The following is a 24,827-nucleotide window of genomic DNA, read 5'->3' as shown; positions in this document are numbered from 1 at the left end:
AACGAATAATTTGAGGATATACCATGCCGTTTTTTGGTTTTACCCCTTCTGAAGGCTTATTGAACGATATGCAGACTGGAATTGCGAATAAAAATTCTAGTGAACCTTTATATCCACTTCGCGATAAGATTGCTTTACAACTTAATGAAGAAATTATTGATAATGTCTTGATTCAGTTAGTTCAGCATTTTCCTACAAGTGAAAAGCGCGATACTGCCGAAAAACTAGCAGGTTATGTCAAATCAACCGTTGCTGTCCTTTTAAAGCAACTGTTAAGCAAAGCACCTAACGATGTAGTTAAACAATCAGTTGAGTTCTCTGAAAAAAGCTTATTTAAAGACCCACAAGGTCAATACAAAGTAGGCGTAAATTTAGATGCAGGTTTAGTGACTAACCTTAAGCATAACTTTACTGAGCTTGAAGCAGGAAATGACATTAATAAAGCTGCTTTAGCTGAATTATATAAACAGTTCGGCGATACGATGATCAAACACTTCATGTCTGATTTTAATAAAACATTAGACCTCGGTATGATCAAACGTAAAGCAGCAGATATTGGTGCAGCAGCCGTAACAAAAGCTGTTCACATTGCAATCGACAAACTGATTCCAAGCTTAAATCGCACTGAACTTAAAGCGATGGCTGAATACCATGATGGTCTATTCTTTAACTAATAAAAAATAGACTATCGGAAACCTAGCGTTAGCTAGGTTTTTTTATTGCAAAATATTGATATACATTGCCATTCACCACGTTTATGTTAGCATGCGCCAAGCACTGATTGACCTTAGTTAACGCCGCATGTCTCCTAGCCCACAATATAAATTTTTACGCCAAGCTCCTCGAGATGGTCTTAGCACCGCTATGCAACCATCAAAGTGGCAACAACTCCATGTTGACCCTTGGTTATGCCTATTTCTGCTCTTAAATGCTTTATTAGGTTTAACCGTACTATATAGTGCTTCTGCACAGGATGTGGGGTTAGTGAGTAAACAAGCCATGAGTTTTGGTATTGGCTTTATAGTTATGTTTGGTCTAGCCCAAATTCCGCCCAAGGTCTACCAAGCTTTTTCTCCATATTTTTATTTGTTTGGCTTATTTTCACTTGTGGCAGTCATGGTGTTTGGCGAAGTCCGAATGGGTGCTCAACGCTGGATTGATATTCCCGGTTTCGGAAGTGTCCAACCCAGTGAGTTCATGAAAATCGGCATGCCCATGATGGTTGCATGGTTTTTAGCACGTAAACCCCTTCCCCCTAGCTTTTCACAAGTTGTTTTATCCTTAATGTTAATTGGTATTCCTTTTTTACTAATTGCAGAACAACCCGATTTAGGGACATCAGTGTTAGTGCTAGCAAGTGGCATATTTGTTTTATTTTTAAGTGGACTATCATGGCGTATGATCGGTGCCGCAGGAGCGTGCGCTGCGGTCATCATTCCGATTGCGTGGGAATTTCTTTTACACGACTATCAACGTCAAAGGGTTTTAACGTTGCTTGACCCAGAGGCGGATGCACTCGGTACAGGTTGGAATATTATTCAATCTAAAACTGCGATTGGTTCTGGTGGTTTTTCGGGTAAAGGATTTCTTGAAGGTACCCAATCACATTTGCACTTTTTACCCGAAGGTCATACAGACTTTATTATTGCCGCGTATTCCGAAGAATTTGGGCTCATCGGTGTACTTATTTTAGTTATTCTTTATTTTGCTATTATTTTTAGAACATTCCAAATCGGCTTACAAAGCTTCCATAACTATGGACGTTTAGTTGCTGGCGCCTTTGGTTTGTCTTTTTTTGTTTATGTATTTGTAAATGCGGGAATGGTCAGTGGTATTTTACCTGTAGTAGGTGTTCCTTTACCTTTTATGAGTTATGGTGGAACAGCTATTATTACTTTAATGGCCACCTTTGGTTTAGTCATGTCCATTCATACACATCGATAATCTGGAATTTTAAAACGATATGTTGTCTCAACACTTAAATAAAACTTTAAAAATGCTCGCTTTGTGTACTGGTTTAATCAGTACAAGTCACTTCGCTCAGGCCAACGATTTTGCAACACATCCTGATTATGTAAATTTTAAACAAAAAACCATGAGCGCTTATGGGTTAAGTGGCGATCAAGTTGATGCAGCCATGAATGGTGCAAAAAATTTACCAAACATTCTAAATATTATGACTCGTCCAGGGGAAAGCAAACCTTGGTATGACTATCGTTCTATGTTTTTGGTTGAAGGGACAATTCAACGTGGCGTCCGTTTTAAAAACCAATATGCAGATGCTTTAAATCGCGCTGAACAACAATATGGTGTATCTCAAGCTGTCATTTTGGGCATTTTGGGTGTTGAGACAGGCTATGGCGCGAATAAAGGTTCTTTTATTACACGTGATGCCTTAGCCACACTTGCTTTTGGCTACCCTCGCCGTGCTGAATATTTTGGTGATGAGTTAGCAGCTCTTATTGCATGGACTTATAAAGAAGGTTACCCAACAAATAGTATTGTAGGTTCCTACGCAGGTGCAATTGGCTATCCACAGTTTATGCCGAGCAATATTAGTAAATATGGGGTCGATTATGACGGTAATGGGCATATCGACTTAAGAAACTCTGCAGAAGATGCAATCGGTTCAATCGCAAACTACTTAGCAAAACAAGGATGGCAACGCGATCAACCTATCGGCTTTATGGCGCGTTACACGGGATCAAATCCGGAAAGTATTATTGCTAAAGATTTAACTCAGCCTTTTCCATATGGTGCATTAAAGACACTAGGCATCTCACCATTAAATCCTTTAGTTAAAATTGATGATCTGGATATGGTAAATGTTATTCAATTACAAGACTATAATGGTCCGATTTACTATTTAACTTACCCAAATTTTCAAGTAATTACGACCTATAATAAGAGCCGTATGTATGCGACTGCTGTATGGTTATTAGGCACTGAAGTGGCTAGCCGATAGGCTAGCTTTTTTATGAGTTATGTAAAAGTCAATAAATATTTTTGTTAAATAGATCACAATACGCACAAATTTAATATTTTGTTACACTTTTGATTATTTTTTAACCCATAACTGTAAGTTTTTGCCCTTTTTGTAACGATTTCTCGTTAAAGACTAGACACTCTCCGTAAGCGATGAATATTATCCACCCCAATGTAGCAATTGCAAAAGTGAATAATCAGACATGTTCACTTTAAATTTCAGTCAATCGCTGAAAGAAAAAAGTACATGTTCTCAGGAGTTTATACAAATGCAGTTATCGCTGAAATACGTTCTTGCACTGACGGCTAGTTTAAGTATGGCCCCATTGCACGCTGAAATGGTGCAATCTTCATCATTAAATAATGATGTAGATGGCTCTAATTTAGCAGCTCGTGTATTGAGTAAAGATACTCAAAATTTTAATTCTCGTTTTTCTAACATTAACAGTCTTTCAATCACTGAACGTTCTGGCGACCAAATTCGTCGTCAAGCTATCGCAGCAAAAATTGAAATCCCTGAAGATGAGCCTTCAGTGATTGAAAAACTTAACACAGTAGCTTCAAACACTGTTCGTAAGTTTAGCCAAACTGGCATGGCTTCATGGTATGGTCGTCAATTCCATGGTCGTAAAACAGCAAATGGTGAAACATTCGATATGAATGCTCTCACTGCTGCTCACCGTAGCCTACCATTGAACTGTTACATCCGAGTAACCAACAAAGACAATGGTAAAAGTGTGGTTGTAAAAGTAAATGACCGTGGTCCTTTCCATGGCAATCGTGTACTTGACCTATCATACGGTGCAGCTAAACGTCTTGGCATTACCAATGCTGGAACTGCAAAAGTAAATATTGAACGTGTTGATGGTCCAACTTCATAAGTTATAGCCTCTAGAGTTCATGTAAAAAGCCGCAATTTTTTCTGCGGCTTTTTTATGTTTTAAACTATAAAAATAATTTCTAACTTAGGTTTAAAAAATTATCTTTTTTAGCCCTTCTCCACCCTTAAATTTGAATATTTTTTACACAAAAAAGTACGTTTATCTTATCCAAGCTTATTTTGCTTCTAAATTGCACTTAGAGCGACTTTATTAAATTTCCGCTACCCTAGTACCATTTTTATAAAATTAAGGCTAATTATGGCGTTTTTAGAGTAGATAAGTAGAGCTTTTTCATGCAATTTTCCCACCTATCTCAAAATCACACTTTTTTTGATGATTTCATCATCTAGCAACCTATAAAAAATATTCTGAAATATTGCATCATTCTCAAGGTTACATTGAGTACTTTTTCTATCACCCAGACATTACGTTTTTCTCATGTTCTTTTTAAATCTTTATTGCCAAGTTCCTATAGTTGAATAATACCGGTTTCTTGTCGCCCACCTTAAGAACAGGATAAAATATATTCAGAAAAATAAATCAAAGCTAAAACAAGGAGTGTGCCATTAATGAAATCCATTACAGAATGGTTTGATGAATATAGCGAAAGCCATCAAAACCCAACCAACAAACAAATTCACTGGCTCTGCGTTCCTGCCATTTTATTTTCTATTATTGGAATCATTGCCCATTTCAGCGCTTTACTCACAGCTCTATTACTTGTACTGACTCTCGTATTTTATGCACGTTTAGATCTTGTACTTGCTGTTGCAATGGCTGCTTTACTAGTGGTTATGGCGTGGCTTATTTACACCCTACCTGTAGGAGTAGGATTTTATATCGCTATTTTTGTAGTTGCTTGGGTCGGACAGTTTTATGGCCATAAAATCGAGGGCAAAAAGCCATCTTTCTTTAAAGATTTACAATTTCTACTGATTGGACCAGTTTGGTGCATGGATGCCTATCTAGGAAAAGTCTTACCTAAATGGAAAAGCAGACAAAAACACGCTCTTTCCTAATGATTAAATTAAAGCTGGATCATCTCGATTCAGCTTTTTACATTTTACTGATTTATTAGAAAATTTATAAAATAGAAAAAAACTAAACTAGCGATAACACTTAAAAGCACTCTTTTTAGATAAATGGAAATCACAATACAAAAGATTGCTGCATAAATATAAGAATTATCTAAAACTCCTTTTAAATTATCGCCATCAAAAAAAACAACCGGAATACAAATTGCTGTTAATAAACAGGGAGCAGAATAATTAAGCATCTTATTCATAATAAGAGGCAGTTTAATTTTAACGTTAGGCTCTAAAAAATAATAACGATTAAAAAAGACGATTGCTGCCAAGCCTAAAATCATGAACCAAGACATATTATCGCTCCTTCTCTATTTTTTCAGTTAACACAGCAACCAACATCCCTAGTAATCCTGAAAGTAAAATCGCCCCTTCAACTTGATAAAATTTAAAGAAAAATCCGCTAAAACAGGTCATTAGCACACCAGCAAGTACAGGCAACCCCTTACATAACGGTACGATCATGGCAACGAAAATAGCTACAATTGAAAAATCTAAATGATAATTTAATAAATCAGGAATCACTGTTGCTAAAAGTATTCCTACCAGGCTAAACACTACCCAGAATAAATAAAAAGATAGACCTGCACCCAACAGATATTCTGGCTGCCTTTTTTCACCAGATGCACACACCGCAAATAATTCATCTGTTAATAAAAAACCCAAACTTAATCGTTTCGAAAGAGGCAAAATAGAAATGTCATTTCTTAAAGTTAATGCATAAATAAAATGCTGAGCTGTTAAAAAGAAAATCGTCACATAAATTGTAAAAGTGGATGCACCTTCCATTACCATGCTTAAGCTAACTAATTGCGCTGCTCCAGCAAAGACAATTCCTGACATCGCAAGCGCCTTATAAAAAGATAAACCTGCATGAATTGCCATAGAGCCTGCTAAAATTGCCCATGGAATAACAGAAATTGACAACGGTAAAATATCCATTGCACCGCGCAAAAAAAGATAGGATGGCTTATTTTTTGGAAACTCAACCGACTGATTAAGCTGAATATTCATATATAGAATCCAATATAAGAAGCATCTCTATAAAATGCTTGATGAAGGCCGACTTATATTGAATAAAATTGCTGTAAATAAATTTTTAATAATTTAGTTATTTAGACTAGCTACATATTGAGTTGGTGTCACTCCCATTGCTTTTTTAAAGTGGCGATTAAAATGGCTTTGATCAGAAAAGCCACACTGCTGTGCCACCATCGCAATTTGGTCACCCTGTTTTAATAATTGTCTTGCTTTTTGTAAGCGCGCTTGAACAAGCCAAGCATGAGGTGGCAAGCCCACATATTTTTTAAATTGTCTTAAGAAATGCCATGCGCTCAAGCCCACCATGTCAGCCAGATCTTGCAAAGAAAAATTCGTTTCAGGCATTTCTACCAGTAATTCTTTAACTCTTAATATTTTGGAATTTGCCTCTGGCAACTCACAAAAAGTCTGATTTGATTTACCATGTCGCTTCATTAGACAGGCTAAAGTAGACAAATACATTGTTTCTTTGAGTAAGAAATTATCTTTTTGTTCTAATAAATCAAAGAGTAAACAAAGTTGTTGGGCCAAACCCAAGTCACGAATCACAGCTTGAGGAAACCATGGTGCACCATGCGGATTTTCAAAAAAATCTTGGCTAACTTCTGCCAACATTTCAGGTGTGGGATAAATCGCTCGATATCGCCAACCCGACTCAACAGCAGATGAGCCCGTATGAATTTCGTCAGCATTTACTAAAATAATATCGCCTTTGGGAGCTACATGTAGCTGGCCTGTCCTAAAAAAAGACTGTGCGCCCTCTTCAATCACGCCAATACAATACCCTTCATGAGTATGCTTCGAAAATTGCGTTTGGTGATAATGTGCTTTTAATAACTCTAAACCGCCCAGCTCTCGCACATGCAGATAATCGGCTTGCTCCCGCTGCATAAATACGTCTCATCCATTCAATAAAAAAACCATAGCATGTTTTAAGAAACTGAATAGAATAAAATTGCTCTATAAAAACAATCTCTTTATTAATTTATTCAGCTTTATTGATAGATTTGCCCATCATGTTTGAGCCAACCGCTTTCATGACGACTTTGTGGATCACGATGAGTCCAGTGTAATACACCACCTTTAGGGTTGTATTCATATTCACCATAAAACTCTACCACGTCACCTTTTTTTAAATTAGGAATTTTAGGTGCTAAATCGATATTATGTGCGACTAAAATTGAAAGGCCATTTTTTAATACAAGGATAAATTTCTGGTGTCTCGACCCATCATTATCATCTCTTAAAATTGCTTTTACTCGACCACTTCCCTGCACTTGAACATTACTTTGTCTCTGCTCATGAGCAGCTTTTATGTTGTCGACTCCATTACTTGGTAATCTAGTTTCTGTATGCTGGGCTTCAGATATAGTTGATGACGGTAATTGATTTTGCTTATGCCCAGATAAATCCAGACCAAAATATGCAGCAACCAATAAAATAATGACACTGCCAATACTAAGATTTTTTTTATTTACCATTCTAAGCCCTCATTTTAGTCGAGATAAAAAAAGCCCCAAAGGGGCTTTTTTTATCGTGATACGAATTACTTCGCAGCAGCTTGAGCAGCAGCAACTTCTTCAGCGAAGCTAAGTTCTACTTTTTTCTCGATACCTTCACCAACTTCGAAACGTACGAAGTTAGCAACAGTAGTACCAGTTGCTTTTAATACATCAGCAACTTTTTTGTCGTTGTCGATTACATACATTTGACGATCAAGAGCAACTTCGTTCAAATATTTATCAACAGAACCAGTTACCATTTTTTCAACGATATTAGCTGGTTTGCCAGATTCTAACGCTTTCGCTTCAGCAATTTCTTTTTCTTTAGCGATAAGGTCAGCAGGAACAGCTTCAGCATTTACAGCAACTGGGTTGAATGCAGCAACGTGCATTGCAATACCTTTACCAGTATCAGCATCACCTGTATAAGAAACTACAACACCGATTTTTAAACCGTGTTTGTAGATAGCCAAGCTTTCGCCTTCAACGATTTTCGCGCGACGAACTTGGATGTTTTCACCGATTTTTTGAACAAGAGCAATACGTGCTTCTTCAACAGTAGTACCATCTTCAAGTTTCAATTCAGCAATTTTAGTCGCATCAGTTTCATTTGCAGCAAGTGCAGCAGCAGCAACTTTAGCAGAGAAACCAGCAAAGTTTTCGTCTTTAGCAACGAAGTCAGTTTGACAGTTTACTTCTAAAAGAATCGCTTTATTGCCTTCTTGAACGATTGTGATTGCACCGTCAGCAGCAATGTTACCTGCTTTTTTAGCAGCTTTTGCTTGACCTGATTTACGAAGGTTATCAATCGCTAATTCAACATCACCATTAGATTCTGTTAATGCTTTTTTGCATTCCATCATTGCAAGACCAGTACGGTCACGTAATTCTTTTACCATGCTCGCAGTAACTGCAGTCATGTTGTTCTCCTAAATACGGTAGAAAAATAAATCTTTTCAACAAAAACGGCCCAAAGAAACTCTGGGCCGTTTGCACTCTCGACGCTTAATTTGCCACCATTACATGTCGCAAAAATGACAAGCCTGCGTCAAAACGCATTAAGCCTCTGGAGCTTCTTTAGCAGCTTCTTCGCCTTTAGCTTGTGCATTTGCTTGTGATTGAGCATATTCTTTACCAGCAAGAATCGCATCAGCCATAGCAGAAGCATAAAGTGTAACCGCACGGATTGCATCGTCATTACCAGGAATAACGTAGTCTACGTTGTCTGGGTTAGAGTTTGTATCAACGATACCGATTACTGGAATACCAAGGTTTTTAGCTTCTTTAATCGCAATTGATTCGTGATCCACGTCAATTACGAATAATGCGTCAGGTAAACCACCCATGTTTTTAACGCCGCCTAAAGCACGTTCAAGTTTTTCCATCTCACGAGTACGCTCTAAAGCTTCACGTTTAGTAAGCTTAGCAAAAGTACCATCTTGAGATTGAGTTTGAAGATCTTTTAAACGGTTGATAGATTGGCGAAGAGTTTTCCAGTTCGTCAACATACCACCTAACCAACGGTGATCAACATATGGTTGACCCGCACGTTGTGCTTGTTCACGGATGATGTTAGAAGCAGCACGTTTTGTACCAACGAACAAAACTTTGTTCTTTTTGCTTGCTAATTGGTTAGCGAAGTTCAAAGCATCATTTAACGCAGGAACTGTGTGCTCAAGGTTGATGATGTGAATTTTGTTGCGCGCGCCAAAAATGTATTGACGCATTTTTGGGTTCCAGAAACGAGTTTGGTGACCAAAGTGCGCGCCTGCTTGAAGAAGGTCGCGCATGCTTACGTTGTAATCTGCCATTTTCTTTACCTTAAATTTTGGGTTAGGCCTCCATATATCCGCATTCTCCACCCTTTTACAGGCACCCAGAGTAATGTGACGATATATGTGCGGATTTTTTACCCCATCTATCAAAATTGTTCGTAAAAGATATTCACGAAAAGCATTTGATAAAATGGGCGGCTATTTATACCATAGACACTTGTAAATTACCAAAAGTTTTTAGAGATCATGAACAGTACTTATACAGCTCCACGTCGATTAATCAAAACTCCAGATGAAATTGAAAAAATGCGCATTGCAGGACGACTGGCGGCTGAAGTTCTAGAGATGATCAAGCCCTATATTAAGGCAGGTGTAAGTACACTTGAACTTGATACCATTTGCCGTAACCACATTGAAAATGTACAGCATGCTATTCCTGCCTGTGTCGGCTATGGTGGCGCTCCTGGACGCCCTGCTTTTCAGCACTCTATTTGTACTTCGGTTAACCATGTTGTCTGTCATGGTATTCCCTCTGAAAATAAAATCTTAAAAAATGGTGACATCCTGAATATTGACGTAACTGTTATTAAAGATGGCTATCACGGTGATACCAATATGATGTATGTCATTGGTGGCGAAACTTCTATTTTAGCTAACCGTCTATGCAAGGTTGCTCAAGAAGCCATGTACCGAGGTATGGCAACTGTTAAAGATGGTTCATATTTAGGTGATATTGGCCATGCAATCCAGAAATATGTCGAATCAGAACGTTTTAGTGTAGTGCGTGAATATTGTGGTCACGGTATTGGAACTGTTTTCCATGATGAACCTCAAGTATTACATTATGGTCAAGCCGGTACCGGTATGCGTCTGGAAGCAGGTATGACTTTTACCATTGAACCTATGGTAAATGCAGGCGTATGGCAAACTAAACTCTTAGGCGACAAATGGACTGTGGTAACGAAAGACCATAAACTTTCAGCTCAATATGAACATACTATTTTAGTGACTCAAACGGGCATTGAAGTTTTAACTGCACGCCCTGAAGAAGACTTATCTCGCTTCAACCAATAATTTAACTACATTTAATAAAAGGCTACTTTATGTAGCCTTTTATTATTTATTATGTATTTTTAATTAATAAATATTGCTAAATATAAACAATTATTTCAAAAAAATTACAATTATTAATTTTTAATAAACAATCATTTTAATAAAACACGGTATGGTTGGCTCAATAAAAATCAGTAAACAAATGTCGGACATGGAGTCCTTTTATGATGAAAAAGTCATTATTTTGTATGACAGCTGCCTTTTTTGCTCTGCCTACAGTCACCTCTGCCGCTTCCCCATATTTTAGTTTAAAAGATGGTGATGGCTTCAAACGTTTTTCAGTCTCAGCTGGTCCCTTATATGTCAAGCCTACAGGAAAAGCTCAACCTTTCAGAATTAATACTTCTGTTAAAGAGAATGAGAAATCCAAGGTTGGAGATATTAAAATCAAAACCATTCAGGACAATATTTCAGACGATAATAGTAATATTGTGCTTGAAAAACTTATTGATACTCTTGGTGGATTAGGTGCCGATGAAATTCCATCTTGGTTAAGCGGAACAGCTGAAGTTCGAGGTTTGAGTCAATGGGAGGCCGAGAATACTGGCTTAGAGGCAGATGATGTTACGACTTTAGGACTCATGAGCAATTACTTTTTTACAGACAACATTTCCTTAGAAGTAAAAGCAGGTATTCCTCCTAAAGTTGATTTACAAGGTAAAGGTAAAATTTATGCTCCTTTTTCAGCTACCGCTACACCAGCGGGAGGAATTGCTGGTTCTATGGAGCTTAATAATAATCTTTTCATTACAGATCTTGAAGGACATGGAAGTGCCGCTTCAGCACGCGCTTGGACTCCAGCATTTGAGTTTCAATACCATTTTGGCAAAACTGGCGTAAATAAATTTAGACCTTATGTTGGTCTAGGTGTGATGTATGCCTATTTTAGCGAATTAGAAATGAACCCAGAAATTGAGAAAGATTTAGTCAATGCTGGCCATATGATTGTAAACATTAAAGACGGGAAAGCAGGAGCAGCTTTGGAAAGAAAAACTAGCTCTGGTGATCCAAAAGTTGACCTTGAAGCATCGGATGCTATTGCTCCAGTAGCAACTTTAGGATTTACCTATGACTTTAATGACAAATGGTACGCTGTAGGTTCTGTCTCTTATGCTCACTTAAAAACAGATACGACCATTACAGTGAGCGACGCCAAGTATGGTGAATTAATCAATGCAAAAGCGGATATCGAAATTAACCCGATTTTAGGTTATGCAGGGATCGGTTACCGCTTCTAACTTTTGCATCATAGAAAGCTATAAAAACTTACGCACGTTTTTATAGCTTTCTTTCAATCTATTCCGTCTAAAAATTGCTTCTTTTTAAATCAAAATGCTAAAAAAATGAGCATTTTTTATAAACACAACAGATAAAACTAACTCCCTATACTCTTATAACCCTCCTCTCGTTTCGATCTTCTTTTTTTAGTTATTTTTATATCTACAAACTAACTTAATAAAATTAGAAAGTAATTTTTCCTTTTTAGTAAAATTCATTTTTTGGCATGGCCTTTGCTTTATTCATTGCATGATGAATCAATGATGATTCAATGAATAAACCAAGACGGCCAACGATGTCCGCTCTGATCGGTCTGCAGATAGGCAACTTATTGCCATGCAAATTAAATTTCGTTCAGTTCAGGGGGACGGCGTATGTCTTCAAATGTAAATCTAGATGCAAAAAAAGCAACTGAGATTAAATTATTCAGTTTTTCAACTCCAGCAATGCGTGCCTTCCACATGACATGGCTCGCTTTCTTTGTATGTTTCTTCGCATGGTTTGCTTGTGCACCATTAATGCCCGTTATTAAAGGTGAGTTTGGATTAACAAAAGACCAAATTGCCAATATTAATATTGCTGCTGTTGCCATTACGATTTTAGTTCGACTTATTGTCGGGCCACTCTGCGATAAATATGGTCCACGCATTACGTACACCACCCTCCTATTAGTCGGCAGTATTCCAGTATTTGGTGTAGCTGCTGCCAATAGTTATGAATCTTTTCTGTTCTTTCGCTTACTCATTGGCGCAATTGGCGCAAGCTTCGTAATTACCCAATACCATACAAGCATTATGTTTGCTCCTAACATTGTAGGCACAGCAAATGCAGCGGCGGCTGGTTGGGGAAATGCTGGTGGGGGTGCAACTCAAGCCTTAATGCCTTTATTGCTCGGTGCAATTGTGATGTTTGGTGTTGAGCAAGCCATGGGATGGCGTGTGGCATTAATTGTACCTGGCGTAATGATGGTTATTGTTGGCATTCTTTACTGGAAATTAACTCAAGATTGTCCTCAAGGAAACTTTAAAGAAGTCCGTGCACAAGGTATTGAGGTTGGTAGTGGTAAAAAAGGTGGTACGGCAATTTTAATGCAAGCCGCTCGTAACTATCGTGTCTGGATTTTATTTTTAGCGTATGGCGCAAGTTTCGGTATTGAGATTTTTATTCATAACGTTGCAGCAATGTACTATGTTGATCAGTTCAAAATGGATTTGAAAACCGCAGGTTTAACTGCAGGAATCTTTGGTTTGCTGGCATTATTTGCTCGTGCACTTGGCGGGATCATCTCCGATAAAGTAGCGCTCAAAAAAGGATTAGATGGTCGTACAAAAGTGCTCGTACTCATGATCTTAGGTGAAGGTTTATTCTTAATACTCTTCTCACAAATGAATGCTGTTGCTCTCGCAATCATTTCGATGACCATTTTTGCACTGTTTACTCATATGGCTTGTGGTGCAACTTATGCACTTGTTCCGTTTATTGACCGTAATGCATTAGGCGGCGTTGCAGGAATTATTGGTGCAGGTGGCAATGTGGGTGCTGTCGCAGCTGGTTTCTTACTGAAAGGATTGCTTGATGTTCAAACTTGCCTGTTTATTTTAGGTGGTCTAGTTATGGTTGCAGGCTGTAGCGTAATTTTGATTCGCTTCACCACCGAACATAAAGAAAAAGAACAAGTTCTTTTTGAACAAGCATTACTTGAACGTAATTCCGCAGCTTAATTTTTATAAGAAGCAGAGATCAAATTGGCTCTGCTTCTTCTCTTTTTGCATAAAGCAATACAATCCCTACTAACTCTTTAGCCCGCCTTAAATATTCTCTCTAAATATATCGATATTACTCGATATATCTTCTACAATAAATCATCACATTATTATAATTTTCCATTAATCATGACTAAAACTGGCAATCAATTTTCTCAGCCCCTCATCTATATGTTGATTGGCAGTGCAATTATTCTAGCTCTTTCTCTAGGAGTCAGACATGGTTTCGGACTCTATCTAGTACCGATGAGTCATGAGTTTGGTTGGGGGCAACATGTTTTTAGCCTTGCTATTGCTATGCAAAACCTGATCTGGGGAGTCGTTCAACCTTTTACCGGTGCAATTGCCGATAAATATGGCAGTAAAATTGTAGTCGCTATTGGTGGGCTACTTTATACCCTCGGCCTACTCTTAATGGCTTTTAGTTCTAGTATTTTAATTTTAAATTTGAGTCTAGGGCTAATTATTGGCTTAGCTTTATCAGCAACCTCATTTACGGTTTTACTCAGTGCAGTAGGTCGAGCTGCACCTCCGGAAAAACGAAGTATGGCAATGGGGATTGCGAGTGCTGCCGGATCTTTCGGTCAGTTCATTATGTTGCCATCTACCCTGCTCTTACTTAAAACGGTGGGATGGTCAGCAGCCCTAATGGTGAGTGCGCTATTAATTGCTTTTATTATTCCGCTAGCGCTTATGTTAAAAGGGTCAAGCAATCAAACACCAAAAGCAATTGCTCAACCTCAACTCACATTTAAACAAGTGCTTAACATTGCCAGAAAACATAAGCCCTTCTGGTGGTTAGCTTTAGGCTTTTTAGTTTGTGGATTCCAAGTTGTCTTCTTAGGCGTTCATTTGCCAGGCTATTTAATCGACCATGGATTTGACGCGGCTACTGGTACTATATTTCTGGCATTGGTGGGGCTATTTAACGTAGTAGGAACTTACGGTGCAGGTTGGTTAGGAGATCGCTTCTCAAAGCCTAAATTATTAATGGCGCTTTACGGCAGCCGTGGCATCGCAATCATTGCCTTTTTACTATTACCTTTAAGCACTTATACGGTATATGCTTTTGGCGTCATTATGGGCCTTTTATGGCTCTCTACAGTTCCGCTCACAAATGGCATTGTGGCAAATATGTTTGGCGTTAAATATCTTTCGATGCTGAGTGGTATTGTGTTTTTCACCCATCAAGTCGGTTCTTTCTTTGGTGGATGGCTTGGCGGCGTTAACCATGACTTAACAGGTAATTACAATGCGATTTGGCTATGTTCTATAGCCTTAAGTATACTAGGGGTAATCGTACACTTCTTTGTTAATGAGGAGGCAGTTATTCATGACGCATAATGCCTTACTTTTGAAAACAATTATGACTTTTATCATAGCTGCGCTTTTGGTGCTTTCTATAATTTTATGGAAACAAACACCAGATTTATTTGAATATTTTAACCAAGCGTTTTGTGCCCACTAAAATATAAAGCACGTAAATCACTCCTCAGAACTGTCATAAAAATATAAAAATCGTATGATCTAATGCAAATAAAAAAGCCCGCAGATTTGCGGGCTTTTTTATTAAAAACTTATTTAAAATCAAAACAAGCGATTCATACCATTGAGCGCAGCTACGCGATATGCTTCAGCCATTGTTGGATAGTTAAATGTCGTTTCAACAAAATATTTCAAGGTATTATTTGGGCTGTGCATAACTGCTTGCCCAATGTGGATAATTTCAGCAGCGTTATTACCAAAACAGTGAATACCTAAAATTTCCATCGTGTCACGGTGGAAAAGAATCTTTAACTCACCCACTGTATCACCCGTAATTTGTGCACGAGCTAAATGACGGAAAGATGCTTGACCAACTTCATACGGAATTTTCTCTTCCGTTAATTCCTGTTCATTTTTACCAATTGATGAGATTTCCGGAATGGTATAAATACCTGTAGGAATATCACGTACTGGTTTAGCATCTTCACCACTCATGTTTGCGCCAGCACAGCGCCCTTGGTCATAAGCAGCCGAAGCTAATGAAGGCCAACCAATCACGTCACCAGCAGCATAGATGTTTTCAACTTCAGTTTGGTACTGATCATTTACTGAAAGTTGACCACGGTTGTTTGGTACTAATCCAACATTCTCAAGACCCAAACCTTCCGTATTACCTGAACGGCCATTACACCAAAGAATGGCATCGGCTTTAATCTTTTTACCACTTTGTAAGTGTAGAACAACGTGGTCATCAAACGTTTCAAGATGATCCATTTGTTCATTGTGACGAATCAAAACACCTTGTTCACGCAAGTGATAAGACAAAGCATCAGCAATTTCATCATCTAAATAGCTTAGTAGTTTTTGCTGTGTGTTAATCAAGTCAACTTTATGGTCTAGACCAATAAAGATTGAGGCATATTCACAGCCAATAACACCGGCGCCGTAAATAATGATCTTTTGAATTGAGTAATCAAGATCAAGAATTTTGTCTGAATCAAATACGCGAGGATGATCAAAGTCGAGACCTTGCGGATGATAAGGACGACTACCTGTAGCAATCACAACTTGTTTACAAATAATTGTTTCTTTAATGCCTTCATGGCTAAAAACTAAAACTGTATTTTTATCTTGAATATATGCACGCCCGTGGAATACACCGATCTTGTTACGGTCATAAAAGCGTGTATGTGTATCAACCTGTTGTTGAATCACTTTATGTGCATTACGCAAAACCTGTTTCATGGTGAACTGTTTCCATTCACCTACTTTTTGAAACATTGGATCACGCTGATAGCGAATAATACTAGAAACTGTTTGACGTAATGCTTTACTTGGAATGGTTCCTACATGTGCACAGTTACCACCGAGTTGATCACGCACATCTACAATTGCAACACGCTTACCAGCTTTTGCAAGCTTCATTGCCGCGCCTTCACCTGCAGGTCCAGAACCGAGAACTACCGCATCGTATTTAACGAAATTCCCACTAACGACCTCTTTTTTACGTGGCATTGAAAGCTCCTTCCTCTCTTGAATGACCATATTTTATAATAGATTATGACTAATATGCGGTGAATTTATGTATTTCTCAACCCTATATTTCTGAATAACCACATTTATTATATGAATAGTTATTTTCCGCTATTAACTGAAGAACTTCGCTATAATACAATGTCAATGTCTCTATAAACGAGTGGAAAAGTTAAATATGTCAGAACACCGTAAACCTGAACAGGGTGTAAAACTTCGTGGCGCAGAAAAAGTCGCAAGAATTCCTGTAAAAGTTGTACCTACGGTTGAAGTGCCGCGTAAACCTGACTGGATTCGTGTCAAGATGACGGCACCAGAAGAAGTTCAGCGTATTAAAACGACTTTACGTGCTCAAAAACTCCATACCGTTTGTGAAGAAGCAGCTTGTCCTAACCTCCCAGAATGTTTTGGTGGCGGTACGGCAACATTCATGATCATGGGTGATATTTGTACACGCCGTTGCCCTTTCTGTGATGTTGCACATGGTCGTCCAAATGCATTAGATGCTGACGAACCTCGTCACATGGCAGAAACCATTTCCAATCTGAAACTCAAGTACGCAGTAATTACTTCTGTTGACCGTGATGACTTGCTTGACGGCGGTGCACAACACTTTGTGGACTGTATTAAAGAAGCTCGTGCGCTTAGCCCAACTACATTGCTTGAGATTTTAGTACCTGACTTCCGTGGACGTATGGATATTGCTTTACGCATTATGACTGAATGTCCGCCAGACGTATTTAACCACAACATTGAAACGGTACCTCGCTTATATAAAGCAATGCGTCCAGGTTCAGACTATCAACATTCTTTAACCTTACTCAAAATGTTTAAAGAATATTGCCCAGATATCCCAACAAAATGTGGTTTGATGGTGGGTATTGGTGAAACTGAAGAAGAAGTCATTGCATTACTTGATGACTTACGCGCTCACGATGTTGACTATGTCACTATTGGTCAATATTTACAGCCTTCTAAACAACACGCACCAATTGACCGCTTTGTAACACCAGAAGAGTTTGAACGTTATGCAGAGCATGGCCGCAAACTTGGTTTTAGAAATATTTGGTCTGCACCAATGGTTCGTTCAAGTTACTTTGCTGATCGTCAATACCATGGTGAACCAGTACCAGAAGTTCGTCGTAAAGTAGACCCTGCCAAAAAAATTGCTGTTCAGGTCGTCGAAGCTTAATAAATTAAATATCTATAAAAAGCCCTCTGTATTAGAGGGTTTTTTATTTGTATAAGAAAATCAATAACATTTCTTGACAAATCAATAAAATAACCCCTTACACTTTCACTCAAAAATATCTTATACCTAAAAGTACGATATATCCCTGCTCTAGCATATACATCAATATTTGCGACATAAAAACTCAAATTTAAACAGCAACAAAATAGCTAGTTAAGCCTTAAATATCTCCTCGCTTTTGTAACTTCATCTACTTGAGGGCTTAGCTAGTAAGGAGCAAGTATGATTTTCCTACTCTTTATATTAAGTCTTATTATTCAGCTTATTGCAGTATGGGCAATTTTCTTTTTTAACTTAAATAAAGTTCTTGGTAGCGGTGTGGCCATTATTGTTGCCATACTTTCGGCGTTCTTGCTAACACCATGGTCTCTGCTTTTAGGTATTCCAATTATTGCACTCAGCATCATTATTTTAGTTGAGCCATTACGATTTAACCTGATTACCAAGCCAGCCTATAAGACTTTAGCGAATTCAATGCCGAGCATTAGTACCACAGAACAAGAGGCTTTAGAGGCTGGTACCAGTTGGTGGGAAAAAGAGTTATTCATGGGGGCACCTGATTGGTCTCAATTTGAAAAGTATCCCTACCCAACGTTGTCAGAAGAAGAGCAAAGCTTTATAGACAATGAAGTTGAGCTACTTTGTAGCATGCTCAATGAGTGGGAAATTCATCATCACTTAAAAGATCTTCCACCAGAGGTTTGGCAATTTATTAAAGATAAAGGTTTTCTAGGCCTCATTATTCCAAAGTCTTTTGGTGGTAAAGAATTTAGCTCATTCGCACAAAGTCGTATTATGAGCAAAATTGCTTCACGCTCACTCACCACCGCGGTGAGTTGTATGGTTCCAAACTCATTGGGGCCGGGTGAGCTGCTCATGCATTACGGTACCGATGCTCAAAAACAACAATATTTACCCGGTCTTGCTAAAGGTGAAGAGATTCCATGTTTTGGTTTAACCAGTCCAGAAGCGGGTTCAGATGCAGGTGCCATTCCAGATTCAGGGGTTGTTTGTTACGGCGAATATGAAGGTGCTCAAGTTCTTGGTCTACGCATGAATTTCTCTAAACGCTGGATTACGCTTGCTCCGATTGCCACTGTTGTCGGCCTCGCATTTAAACTGTATGACCCTGAGGGTCTACTCGGCGATAAAAATAAAACAGAATACGGTATTACCTGTGCACTCATTCCTGCAAGCCATGCGGGGATTAAAATAGGAGCACGTCATTTTCCAGGTTCTCCATTTATGAATGGAACCGTAGAAGGAGAAGATGTTTTTATTCCAATTGACTGGATTATTGGTGGGCAAGAAAATGCCGGTAAAGGCTGGCGCATGCTAATGGAGTGCTTAGGTGTTGGCCGTGGTATTTCCCTTCCAGCTTTAGCAACAGCAGCAGGTGAAATGAGCTATCTCACCGTAGGAGCTTTTGCAAAAATTCGCCAGCAATTTAATATCTCTGTTGGCAAATTTGAAGGTGTGCAAGAAGCTACCAGTGAAATTGCCAGCGATGCCTACATGCTTGAAGCATTCCGTTATTTAGTCACTTGCGGATTAAATCAAGGTGGAACACCCGCCGTGATGACTGCGATGGCAAAATATTATGCAACTGAAACGATGCGCAAAGTGGTCAATCACGGAATGGATATTGCCGGAGGACGTGCAATTCAACTTGGGCCACGTAACTTCCTTGCACTCACCTATCAAGCAATTCCAATTGCAATTACAGTCGAAGGTGCAAATATTTTGACACGTTCATTGATGATTTTTGGTCAAGGTTCAATGCGTTGTCACCCTTATCTTTTTGAAGAATTGCAACTTCTTCAGTCTGAAGATAAAAGCACTTCAGTCAAAAAATTCGATGATTTGTTATTCAAACATTTAGCCTATACCTTTAACCGCGGGGCAAAATCATTTGCCTATGGTTGGACAGGTGGCTCAAACGATGCGCCTCAATCAGTAGATCAATTTACTGCCAGTTACTATAAGACGATTAACCGTTTTAGTGCCAACTTTGCTTTAGTTGCAGATATGGCGCTTGGTTTACTGGCAGGAGACTTAAAACGCAAAGAGATGCTGTCAGGACGTTTGGCCGATATTCATGCTCATCTTTTTATTTCTACTGCAATTTTAAAGTTTTATGAAGCGGGTCAAAAAACTGAAGCTGAACAACTTCACGCTAAATTAGCTCTGCAAAAAGCTTTCTTGAATATTCAGGAAGCATTTTGGGGTTTATTTGAAAACTTCCCAGCTAAACTTCCAGCAGCATTTGTAAAATGGATCTGTTTCCCTTTTGGTCGTGTGATTTCAAAACCCGATGATGAGTTAAAACAGCAAGTCGCTGAACTCATGATGCAAGAACATCCTTTCAGGGAACAACTCAAACATCATGTATTTTATTCAACTAAAGCCGATGATGTGACTGGTCGTTTAGAACATACATTCCAAATTTTACGAACTCTTGAACCACTTTGGGATAAGTTTAAAAAGGCTGAATCTAAAGGGAAATTTAAAGGACTGACTTTCGAAGAGAACATCGAACACGCTACAAAAGAAGGTTTTATTTCTGAAAGCGAAGCTCAACAATTATTGCAATACAACGCAATTCGATTCGACAGCATGCTTACAGATATTTTTGATGAAAACTTAAATAAAGATCTTCCTTTATCGAACCCTCATCAAATTTAGTGACTGATGCCTCCACTAATTCACTATTGCAATCATTTTTGATTCGCATTAATTAATAAACAGCCATAAAAGCGTCAATCGACGCTTTTATTTTTAGGAGAAATTAATGTCTAAGCAAGATTACGAAAATGGATTAAAAGTTCGCACAGAAGTGATGGGAGAAGCTTTTGTAAAACGTGCGCAAGAGAATACCGTACCATTTACTCAGCCATTGCAAGACTGGATTAATGAACATGCATGGGGATCTACTTGGCAGCGTGAAGGTGTGCTACCGCGTAAATATCGTTCATTAATTACTTTGGCAATGTTAACTGCACTTAAGTCACCAACAGAACTCAAAGGCCATGTTCGCGGCGCGCTCAACAATGGTTGTACAGTTGAAGAAATTCAAGAAACGTTATTGCATAGTCTGCCATATTGCGGTGCACCTGCTACACAAGAGGCTTTTCGTGCTGCTTTAGAAGTGATTCAAGAATATCAACAAAAATAACTTTAATATGAGCCAGCACTCTACTGGCTCTTTTTTATCTAATTCAATTTGATTGAATGCATTTGAAAATTACGATCATCAATCACGATAGCCTGACAACAAATCCCTTCCACTTGACGTTGCTTTTCAAAGACTGCCGCTGACATCGGTTCAAAACTATCAAAAAAACAGATTTCATTTTGATCTATAGAATAAATGAGTGACTGATTTCCGATACCTTCTAAAGTGTCGTAATACACAATCGCCATTTTTCCATTTTGAATTGCAGCTTGAATATCCTGATAGCTTAACGCTGGGCTCGTGGGTATTTTCAATACATTTGCTTCTTTATAACTCATGCGTTCGCTTGGGCTAATATTTGGGTCTTTATCCGAATGAAATGACACATCAAACCCAAACTTCTTTAAAGCAACAGCCAAGGCAATTGTATAGGTCCCGTCTTCATCATATCGACAAATTTGAATCAGCTCGGAAATATCAATTTGAACCCCATGATGCCAAAGTACCATCCAAACCGCAAAAACACCGCTATTCGCTTCGAGGTTTGCCAAAGATTCGGGAATATTTAAGGCCATAATTTAAATCTAAAGTCGTAATTAAGCAGATAATAAACAAAACTGGATTGGCACTAAAAGCTTTTCCAAGTACAATGTTTCGCTAGTCGAGGGATGCTGCGACAAGTGATCGGCACTAAAGATCAATTTGCCAGGCTCGACAATCGGTTAAACGCTCGTTTTTAACCAACAACGGCATCCGCGAACAGAACGATCCATACTATTTTTTCCCTAGGAGATCCTGATGAACGCGGTTAATGCTTCATTTACAGATTATAAAGTTGCTGACATCTCACTTGCTGACTACGGTCGTAAAGAAATCAAACTTGCTGAAGCAGAAATGCCAGCTCTAATTGGTTTACGTAAACGTTATGCAGCTTCTAAACCACTTGCTGGCGCAAAAATTCTTGGTTGTATCCACATGACCATTCAAACAGCGGTTCTTATTGAAACGCTTATTGAATTAGGTGCTGAAGTTCGTTGGACTTCATGTAACATTTTCTCGACTCAAGACCATGCTGCTGCTGCTATTGCTGCTCGCGGTATTCCTGTTTTTGCTTGGAAAGGCGAAACTGAAGAAGAATATGTATGGTGTTTAGAACAACAAGTTAATGTTAATGGTCAACCTTGGGATGCCAACATGATCTTGGATGATGGCGGTGACTTAACTGCTCTTGTTCATGACAAATACCCTGCACTTTTAGAACGTATTCACGGTATTACTGAAGAAACCACAACAGGTGTTCAACGTCTTATCGAAATGTGGAAAGACGGTTCTTTGAAAGTACCTGCTATCAACGTAAATGACTCTGTTACTAAGTCTAAAAATGACAACAAATATGGTTGCCGTCACTCATTAAATGATGCAATCAAACGCGCAACTGACATGCTTTTGTCTGGCCGCCGTGCGCTTGTGATCGGTTATGGTGATGTTGGTAAAGGTTCTGCTCAATCTTTACGTCAAGAAGGCATGATCGTCCGTGTAACTGAAGTTGACCCAATTTGTGCAATGCAAGCATGTATGGACGGCTATGAAGTTGTATCTCCATACAAAAACGGCGTACAAACAGGCAAAAAAGAAGATATTAACCAAGACTTACTTGGCAACACTGACCTTGTTGTAACTACTACTGGTAACTACCACGTATGTGATGCTGCAATGTTAGATAGCTTAAAAGCTGGTGCAGTTGTATGTAACATCGGTCACTTCGACACAGAAATTGATACTGCTTATTTACGTGGTTACAAGTGGGTTGAAGTTAAGCCACAAGTTCACCAAGTTTATCGTTCTGAAGATGAAAATAACTACCTCATTCTTCTTTCTGAAGGTCGCCTTGTAAACCTTGGTAATGCAACTGGTCACCCATCACGCGTGATGGACGGTTCTTTTGCTAACCAAGTTTTAGGTCAAATTCACTTATTCCAAGAGAAATTTGCTGACCTTCCTGCAAACGAAAAAGCTGCAAAAATTCGTGTAGAAGTTCTTCCTAAGAAACTTGACGAAGAAGTTGCTGCGGCAATGGTTGCAGGTTTCGGTGGTGTACTTACTCAATTAACTCAAGAGCAAGCTGGCTATTTAGGTGTTGCTGTTGAGGGACCATTCAAGTCTGACGCTTACAAATACTAAGAACTTAAGGGCAGACGGTGAACCGACTGCCCTTTTTTCTAAAAATATTGTTTCGCTGTTTACAAGGATTTGACATGACTAAACGTATACCCATTTCTTTTGAATTTTTCCCACCGAAAACTGATGCCGGTGCTGAAAAACTTCGTATTGTTCATCAAGAATTACAACCATTAAATCCAGATTTCTTCTCGATTACTTATGGTGCTGGTGGTTCTACTCGCGAACGTACTCTTGCTGCTATTGACGATTTCAATGGCAAAGGTACACCAGTTGCTCCTCACCTTTCGTGTATTGGTGATGATAAAGCGCGTATTGCTGAGCTACTCGACCTCTATAAAGCTCAAGGCATTAACCGTATTGTCGCTTTACGTGGTGACTTACCTTCTGGCCAAGTCGGACTTGGCGAGCTTCCATATGCTCAAGATTTAGTACGTTTCATTCGTGAGCATTCAGGTGATCATTTTCATATTGAAGTTGCAGCTTATCCAGAAATGCACCCTCAAGCTGAAAACCTTGATTCAGATATCCAACGTTTTATTGAAAAAGTACAAGCTGGTGCTAATGCAGGAATTACTCAATTCTTCTTTAATCCAGACTCATACTTTTATTTTATTGAGCGCTTAGAAAAAGCTGGAGTTAATATTCCGGTAGCTCCTGGCATCATGCCTATTACCAATGCCAGCAACTTAATTCGCTTTGCTGATGGTACTGGTGCAGAAATTCCTCGCTGGATCCGTAAGCAATTACAAGCCTATGGCGATGACAGTGAGAGTATTAAAGCTTTTGGTCATGAAGTTGTTGTTAAACTATGTGAACGCTTGATCGCAGGTGGTGCACCAAGCTTACATTTTTATTCAATGAATCAAGTCGAACCAACTCGTCAACTCGTCGTTGATCTTGGTTTAAATTAATTTTGTAAGGCGTACCCAATGAATCGTTTTTTTATCGAAACTGAACTTACAGTTGGCTCAACAATTCAACTGACAGAAACAGTATTTCATCATTGGGTGCGTGTTTTACGTGCACAATTACAAGAACAAGCTACTCTCTTTAATGGTCAAGGTGGCGAATATCTCGCGACACTGACCGAAATTAATAAAAAAAATGCATTTGTCACGATTGAGAGTTTTAACCCTACTAACCGTAGTGCCCCTTTTAAAGCTGTCCTTGGGCAGGTCATGAGTAAAGGTGACCGAATGGATTACGCCATTCAGAAAGCAACTGAACTTGGAGTAAATCAAATTCAGTTGCTTACAAGTGAGCGCTGTGAGATGCGCTTAAAATATGATCGAGATCAAAAAAAATTAGATCACTGGCAAGCTGTTGCAATTGCTGCTTGTGAACAATGTGGTCTTAATATCGTTCCAGAAGTGTTAGCGCCCATTTCTCTAAGTGAATGGCTAAGCTCTACTCAGCTTCCCGCTTCAAAATTTGTTTTAGCACCAGAAAAAGAACAAAAAGATGTATTAGCAGGCATACAACCTGAACTTGCCTTATTAATTGGCCCAGAAGGCGGTTTAAGTGAAAATGAAATTACTCAAGCCAATCAAGCTGGTTTTATGAATTGGTGTATTGGTGACCGTGTCTTACGTACAGAAACTGCACCTGTCGTTGCCTTATCTATTTTAAATTATCGGTTTTTATCAACCTAAGTTCATTGAACATTGATTAAATCGTTATTTAAAGTTAATTTACTTTTATTGTATGAATAAAATTTCAAATTCTTTATCACTGATAAATCAGATTCTTTCTGTATATATGTAAAAAAAAATAGGATA

24 protein-coding genes are annotated in these 24,827 nt (G+C 38.7%); 16 read left to right on the top strand and 8 right to left on the bottom strand.

Annotated features, from left to right (window positions below):
• The first annotated feature begins 23 nt into the window (after window positions 1-23).
• From ACLBWE_RS06330 to ACLBWE_RS06310, 5 genes are all read left to right on the top strand, one after another.
• Window positions 24-674: a hypothetical protein gene (locus ACLBWE_RS06330; protein WP_447601799.1), complete on the top strand. Its 651-nt coding sequence runs from the start codon at window positions 24-26 to the stop codon at window positions 672-674.
• A 127-nt stretch (window positions 675-801) separates the two neighbouring features.
• Entirely contained in the window at window positions 802-1,944 is a 1,143-nt protein-coding gene (rodA, locus tag ACLBWE_RS06325; RefSeq protein ID WP_348948280.1) for a rod shape-determining protein RodA, read from the top strand.
• Window positions 1,945-1,963: 19 nt separating this feature from the next.
• Complete coding sequence (mltB, locus tag ACLBWE_RS06320) at window positions 1,964-2,965, top strand: lytic murein transglycosylase B (RefSeq protein WP_205468764.1); 1,002 nt, start codon at window positions 1,964-1,966, stop codon at window positions 2,963-2,965.
• 289 nt (window positions 2,966-3,254) lie between these two features.
• Window positions 3,255-3,866, top strand: coding sequence for a septal ring lytic transglycosylase RlpA family protein (locus ACLBWE_RS06315; protein ID WP_045430069.1), 612 nt, complete (start codon window positions 3,255-3,257; stop codon window positions 3,864-3,866).
• A 569-nt stretch (window positions 3,867-4,435) separates the two neighbouring features.
• Entirely contained in the window at window positions 4,436-4,885 is a 450-nt protein-coding gene (locus ACLBWE_RS06310) for an Mpo1 family 2-hydroxy fatty acid dioxygenase (protein ID WP_209734050.1), read from the top strand.
• A 44-nt stretch (window positions 4,886-4,929) separates the two neighbouring features.
• On the opposite strand, the gene ACLBWE_RS06305 is transcribed toward ACLBWE_RS06310, so the two are convergent.
• The 6 genes from ACLBWE_RS06305 to rpsB form a co-directional block, all read right to left on the bottom strand.
• Window positions 4,930-5,247: an AzlD domain-containing protein gene (locus tag ACLBWE_RS06305; protein WP_005046064.1), complete on the bottom strand. Its 318-nt coding sequence runs from the start codon at window positions 5,245-5,247 to the stop codon at window positions 4,930-4,932.
• A 1-nt stretch (window position 5,248) separates the two neighbouring features.
• Window positions 5,249-5,965, bottom strand: a complete 717-nt coding sequence (locus ACLBWE_RS06300) for an AzlC family ABC transporter permease (RefSeq protein ID WP_092706270.1) — start codon at window positions 5,963-5,965, stop codon at window positions 5,249-5,251.
• 93 nt (window positions 5,966-6,058) lie between these two features.
• Entirely contained in the window at window positions 6,059-6,883 is an 825-nt protein-coding gene (locus ACLBWE_RS06295; protein ID WP_427961116.1) for an AraC family transcriptional regulator, read from the bottom strand.
• 104 nt (window positions 6,884-6,987) lie between these two features.
• A complete protein-coding gene (locus ACLBWE_RS06290; protein WP_447601793.1) occupies window positions 6,988-7,473 on the bottom strand; it encodes a DUF3465 domain-containing protein in 486 nt (161 codons plus the stop codon).
• A gap of 65 nt (window positions 7,474-7,538) precedes the next feature.
• Window positions 7,539-8,414, bottom strand: a complete 876-nt coding sequence (gene tsf, locus ACLBWE_RS06285) for a translation elongation factor Ts (RefSeq protein ID WP_447601791.1) — start codon at window positions 8,412-8,414, stop codon at window positions 7,539-7,541.
• A 138-nt stretch (window positions 8,415-8,552) separates the two neighbouring features.
• Entirely contained in the window at window positions 8,553-9,305 is a 753-nt protein-coding gene (gene rpsB / locus ACLBWE_RS06280; protein WP_003650626.1) for a 30S ribosomal protein S2, read from the bottom strand.
• A gap of 210 nt (window positions 9,306-9,515) precedes the next feature.
• Here rpsB and map point away from each other — a divergent pair, with 210 nt between their 5' ends.
• The 5 genes from map (at window position 9,516) to ACLBWE_RS06255 (ending at window position 14,891) form a co-directional block, all read left to right on the top strand.
• Window positions 9,516-10,343, top strand: a complete 828-nt coding sequence (gene map, locus ACLBWE_RS06275) for a type I methionyl aminopeptidase (protein WP_447601788.1) — start codon at window positions 9,516-9,518, stop codon at window positions 10,341-10,343.
• 203 nt (window positions 10,344-10,546) lie between these two features.
• On the top strand, window positions 10,547-11,620 hold the full coding sequence (locus tag ACLBWE_RS06270) for an OmpW/AlkL family protein (protein WP_447601786.1): 1,074 nt from the start codon (window positions 10,547-10,549) through the stop codon (window positions 11,618-11,620).
• Window positions 11,621-12,034: 414 nt separating this feature from the next.
• Window positions 12,035-13,381, top strand: a complete 1,347-nt coding sequence (locus tag ACLBWE_RS06265) for an MFS transporter (protein ID WP_198495398.1) — start codon at window positions 12,035-12,037, stop codon at window positions 13,379-13,381.
• Window positions 13,382-13,552: 171 nt separating this feature from the next.
• Entirely contained in the window at window positions 13,553-14,767 is a 1,215-nt protein-coding gene (locus ACLBWE_RS06260) for an MFS transporter (protein WP_447601784.1), read from the top strand.
• On the top strand, window positions 14,757-14,891 hold the full coding sequence (locus tag ACLBWE_RS06255; protein ID WP_005039176.1) for a hypothetical protein: 135 nt from the start codon (window positions 14,757-14,759) through the stop codon (window positions 14,889-14,891). The genes ACLBWE_RS06260 and ACLBWE_RS06255 overlap by 11 nt, the downstream gene beginning before the upstream one ends.
• A gap of 119 nt (window positions 14,892-15,010) precedes the next feature.
• Here ACLBWE_RS06255 and sthA read toward each other — a convergent pair whose 3' ends face one another.
• A complete protein-coding gene (sthA, locus tag ACLBWE_RS06250; RefSeq protein ID WP_017387960.1) occupies window positions 15,011-16,423 on the bottom strand; it encodes a Si-specific NAD(P)(+) transhydrogenase in 1,413 nt (470 codons plus the stop codon).
• 196 nt (window positions 16,424-16,619) lie between these two features.
• Here sthA and lipA point away from each other — a divergent pair, with 196 nt between their 5' ends.
• The 3 genes from lipA (at window position 16,620) to ACLBWE_RS06235 (ending at window position 20,868) form a co-directional block, all read left to right on the top strand.
• Window positions 16,620-17,633, top strand: coding sequence for a lipoyl synthase (lipA, locus tag ACLBWE_RS06245; RefSeq protein WP_003650609.1), 1,014 nt, complete (start codon window positions 16,620-16,622; stop codon window positions 17,631-17,633).
• A gap of 282 nt (window positions 17,634-17,915) precedes the next feature.
• Complete coding sequence (locus ACLBWE_RS06240) at window positions 17,916-20,378, top strand: acyl-CoA dehydrogenase (RefSeq protein ID WP_447601780.1); 2,463 nt, start codon at window positions 17,916-17,918, stop codon at window positions 20,376-20,378.
• A 106-nt stretch (window positions 20,379-20,484) separates the two neighbouring features.
• Window positions 20,485-20,868, top strand: coding sequence for a carboxymuconolactone decarboxylase family protein (locus ACLBWE_RS06235; protein ID WP_000043120.1), 384 nt, complete (start codon window positions 20,485-20,487; stop codon window positions 20,866-20,868).
• 38 nt (window positions 20,869-20,906) lie between these two features.
• Here ACLBWE_RS06235 and ACLBWE_RS06230 read toward each other — a convergent pair whose 3' ends face one another.
• A complete protein-coding gene (locus tag ACLBWE_RS06230; protein ID WP_447601778.1) occupies window positions 20,907-21,443 on the bottom strand; it encodes a cysteine peptidase family C39 domain-containing protein in 537 nt (178 codons plus the stop codon).
• Window positions 21,444-21,666: 223 nt separating this feature from the next.
• On the opposite strand from ACLBWE_RS06230, the gene ahcY reads away from it, so the two are divergent.
• The 3 genes from ahcY to ACLBWE_RS06215 all read left to right on the top strand — a co-directional run bounded on the left by ahcY (window position 21,667) and on the right by ACLBWE_RS06215 (window position 24,701).
• Window positions 21,667-23,049: an adenosylhomocysteinase gene (gene ahcY, locus ACLBWE_RS06225; RefSeq protein ID WP_045125749.1), complete on the top strand. Its 1,383-nt coding sequence runs from the start codon at window positions 21,667-21,669 to the stop codon at window positions 23,047-23,049.
• 74 nt (window positions 23,050-23,123) lie between these two features.
• Window positions 23,124-23,960, top strand: coding sequence for a methylenetetrahydrofolate reductase [NAD(P)H] (metF, locus tag ACLBWE_RS06220; protein ID WP_447601775.1), 837 nt, complete (start codon window positions 23,124-23,126; stop codon window positions 23,958-23,960).
• A gap of 18 nt (window positions 23,961-23,978) precedes the next feature.
• Complete coding sequence (locus tag ACLBWE_RS06215; RefSeq protein ID WP_447601774.1) at window positions 23,979-24,701, top strand: 16S rRNA (uracil(1498)-N(3))-methyltransferase; 723 nt, start codon at window positions 23,979-23,981, stop codon at window positions 24,699-24,701.
• Window positions 24,702-24,827: the final 126 nt, after the last annotated feature.

This window comes from Acinetobacter sp. M5A5_2a (assembly GCF_053345265.1).
The sequence above is the reverse complement of the archived record's forward strand: the minus strand, read 5'-3'. Positions and strand labels throughout refer to the sequence as shown.

Excerpts from the sequence above, each read along its gene's own strand:
- rodA (WP_348948280.1), top strand. The coding sequence starts at position 802 with ATGTCTCCTAGCCCACAATATAAATTTTTACGCCAAGCTCCTCGAGAT.
- ACLBWE_RS06290 (WP_447601793.1), bottom strand. The coding sequence starts at position 7,473 with ATGGTAAATAAAAAAAATCTTAGTATTGGCAGTGTCATTATTTTATTG.
- ACLBWE_RS06310 (WP_209734050.1), top strand. The coding sequence starts at position 4,436 with ATGAAATCCATTACAGAATGGTTTGATGAATATAGCGAAAGCCATCAA.
- ahcY (WP_045125749.1), top strand. The coding sequence starts at position 21,667 with ATGAACGCGGTTAATGCTTCATTTACAGATTATAAAGTTGCTGACATC.
- map (WP_447601788.1), top strand. The coding sequence starts at position 9,516 with ATGAACAGTACTTATACAGCTCCACGTCGATTAATCAAAACTCCAGAT.
- ACLBWE_RS06255 (WP_005039176.1), top strand. The coding sequence starts at position 14,757 with ATGACGCATAATGCCTTACTTTTGAAAACAATTATGACTTTTATCATA.
- ACLBWE_RS06305 (WP_005046064.1), bottom strand. The coding sequence starts at position 5,247 with ATGTCTTGGTTCATGATTTTAGGCTTGGCAGCAATCGTCTTTTTTAAT.
- sthA (WP_017387960.1), bottom strand. The coding sequence starts at position 16,423 with ATGCCACGTAAAAAAGAGGTCGTTAGTGGGAATTTCGTTAAATACGAT.
- ACLBWE_RS06265 (WP_198495398.1), top strand. The coding sequence starts at position 12,035 with ATGTCTTCAAATGTAAATCTAGATGCAAAAAAAGCAACTGAGATTAAA.
- ACLBWE_RS06315 (WP_045430069.1), top strand. The coding sequence starts at position 3,255 with ATGCAGTTATCGCTGAAATACGTTCTTGCACTGACGGCTAGTTTAAGT.
- ACLBWE_RS06295 (WP_427961116.1), bottom strand. The coding sequence starts at position 6,883 with ATGCAGCGGGAGCAAGCCGATTATCTGCATGTGCGAGAGCTGGGCGGT.
- ACLBWE_RS06260 (WP_447601784.1), top strand. The coding sequence starts at position 13,553 with ATGACTAAAACTGGCAATCAATTTTCTCAGCCCCTCATCTATATGTTG.
- tsf (WP_447601791.1), bottom strand. The coding sequence starts at position 8,414 with ATGACTGCAGTTACTGCGAGCATGGTAAAAGAATTACGTGACCGTACT.
- ACLBWE_RS06235 (WP_000043120.1), top strand. The coding sequence starts at position 20,485 with ATGTCTAAGCAAGATTACGAAAATGGATTAAAAGTTCGCACAGAAGTG.
- ACLBWE_RS06215 (WP_447601774.1), top strand. The coding sequence starts at position 23,979 with ATGAATCGTTTTTTTATCGAAACTGAACTTACAGTTGGCTCAACAATT.
- metF (WP_447601775.1), top strand. The coding sequence starts at position 23,124 with ATGACTAAACGTATACCCATTTCTTTTGAATTTTTCCCACCGAAAACT.
- ACLBWE_RS06330 (WP_447601799.1), top strand. The coding sequence starts at position 24 with ATGCCGTTTTTTGGTTTTACCCCTTCTGAAGGCTTATTGAACGATATG.
- ACLBWE_RS06300 (WP_092706270.1), bottom strand. The coding sequence starts at position 5,965 with ATGAATATTCAGCTTAATCAGTCGGTTGAGTTTCCAAAAAATAAGCCA.
- mltB (WP_205468764.1), top strand. The coding sequence starts at position 1,964 with ATGTTGTCTCAACACTTAAATAAAACTTTAAAAATGCTCGCTTTGTGT.
- rpsB (WP_003650626.1), bottom strand. The coding sequence starts at position 9,305 with ATGGCAGATTACAACGTAAGCATGCGCGACCTTCTTCAAGCAGGCGCG.
- lipA (WP_003650609.1), top strand. The coding sequence starts at position 16,620 with ATGTCAGAACACCGTAAACCTGAACAGGGTGTAAAACTTCGTGGCGCA.
- ACLBWE_RS06240 (WP_447601780.1), top strand. The coding sequence starts at position 17,916 with ATGATTTTCCTACTCTTTATATTAAGTCTTATTATTCAGCTTATTGCA.
- ACLBWE_RS06230 (WP_447601778.1), bottom strand. The coding sequence starts at position 21,443 with ATGGCCTTAAATATTCCCGAATCTTTGGCAAACCTCGAAGCGAATAGC.
- ACLBWE_RS06270 (WP_447601786.1), top strand. The coding sequence starts at position 10,547 with ATGATGAAAAAGTCATTATTTTGTATGACAGCTGCCTTTTTTGCTCTG.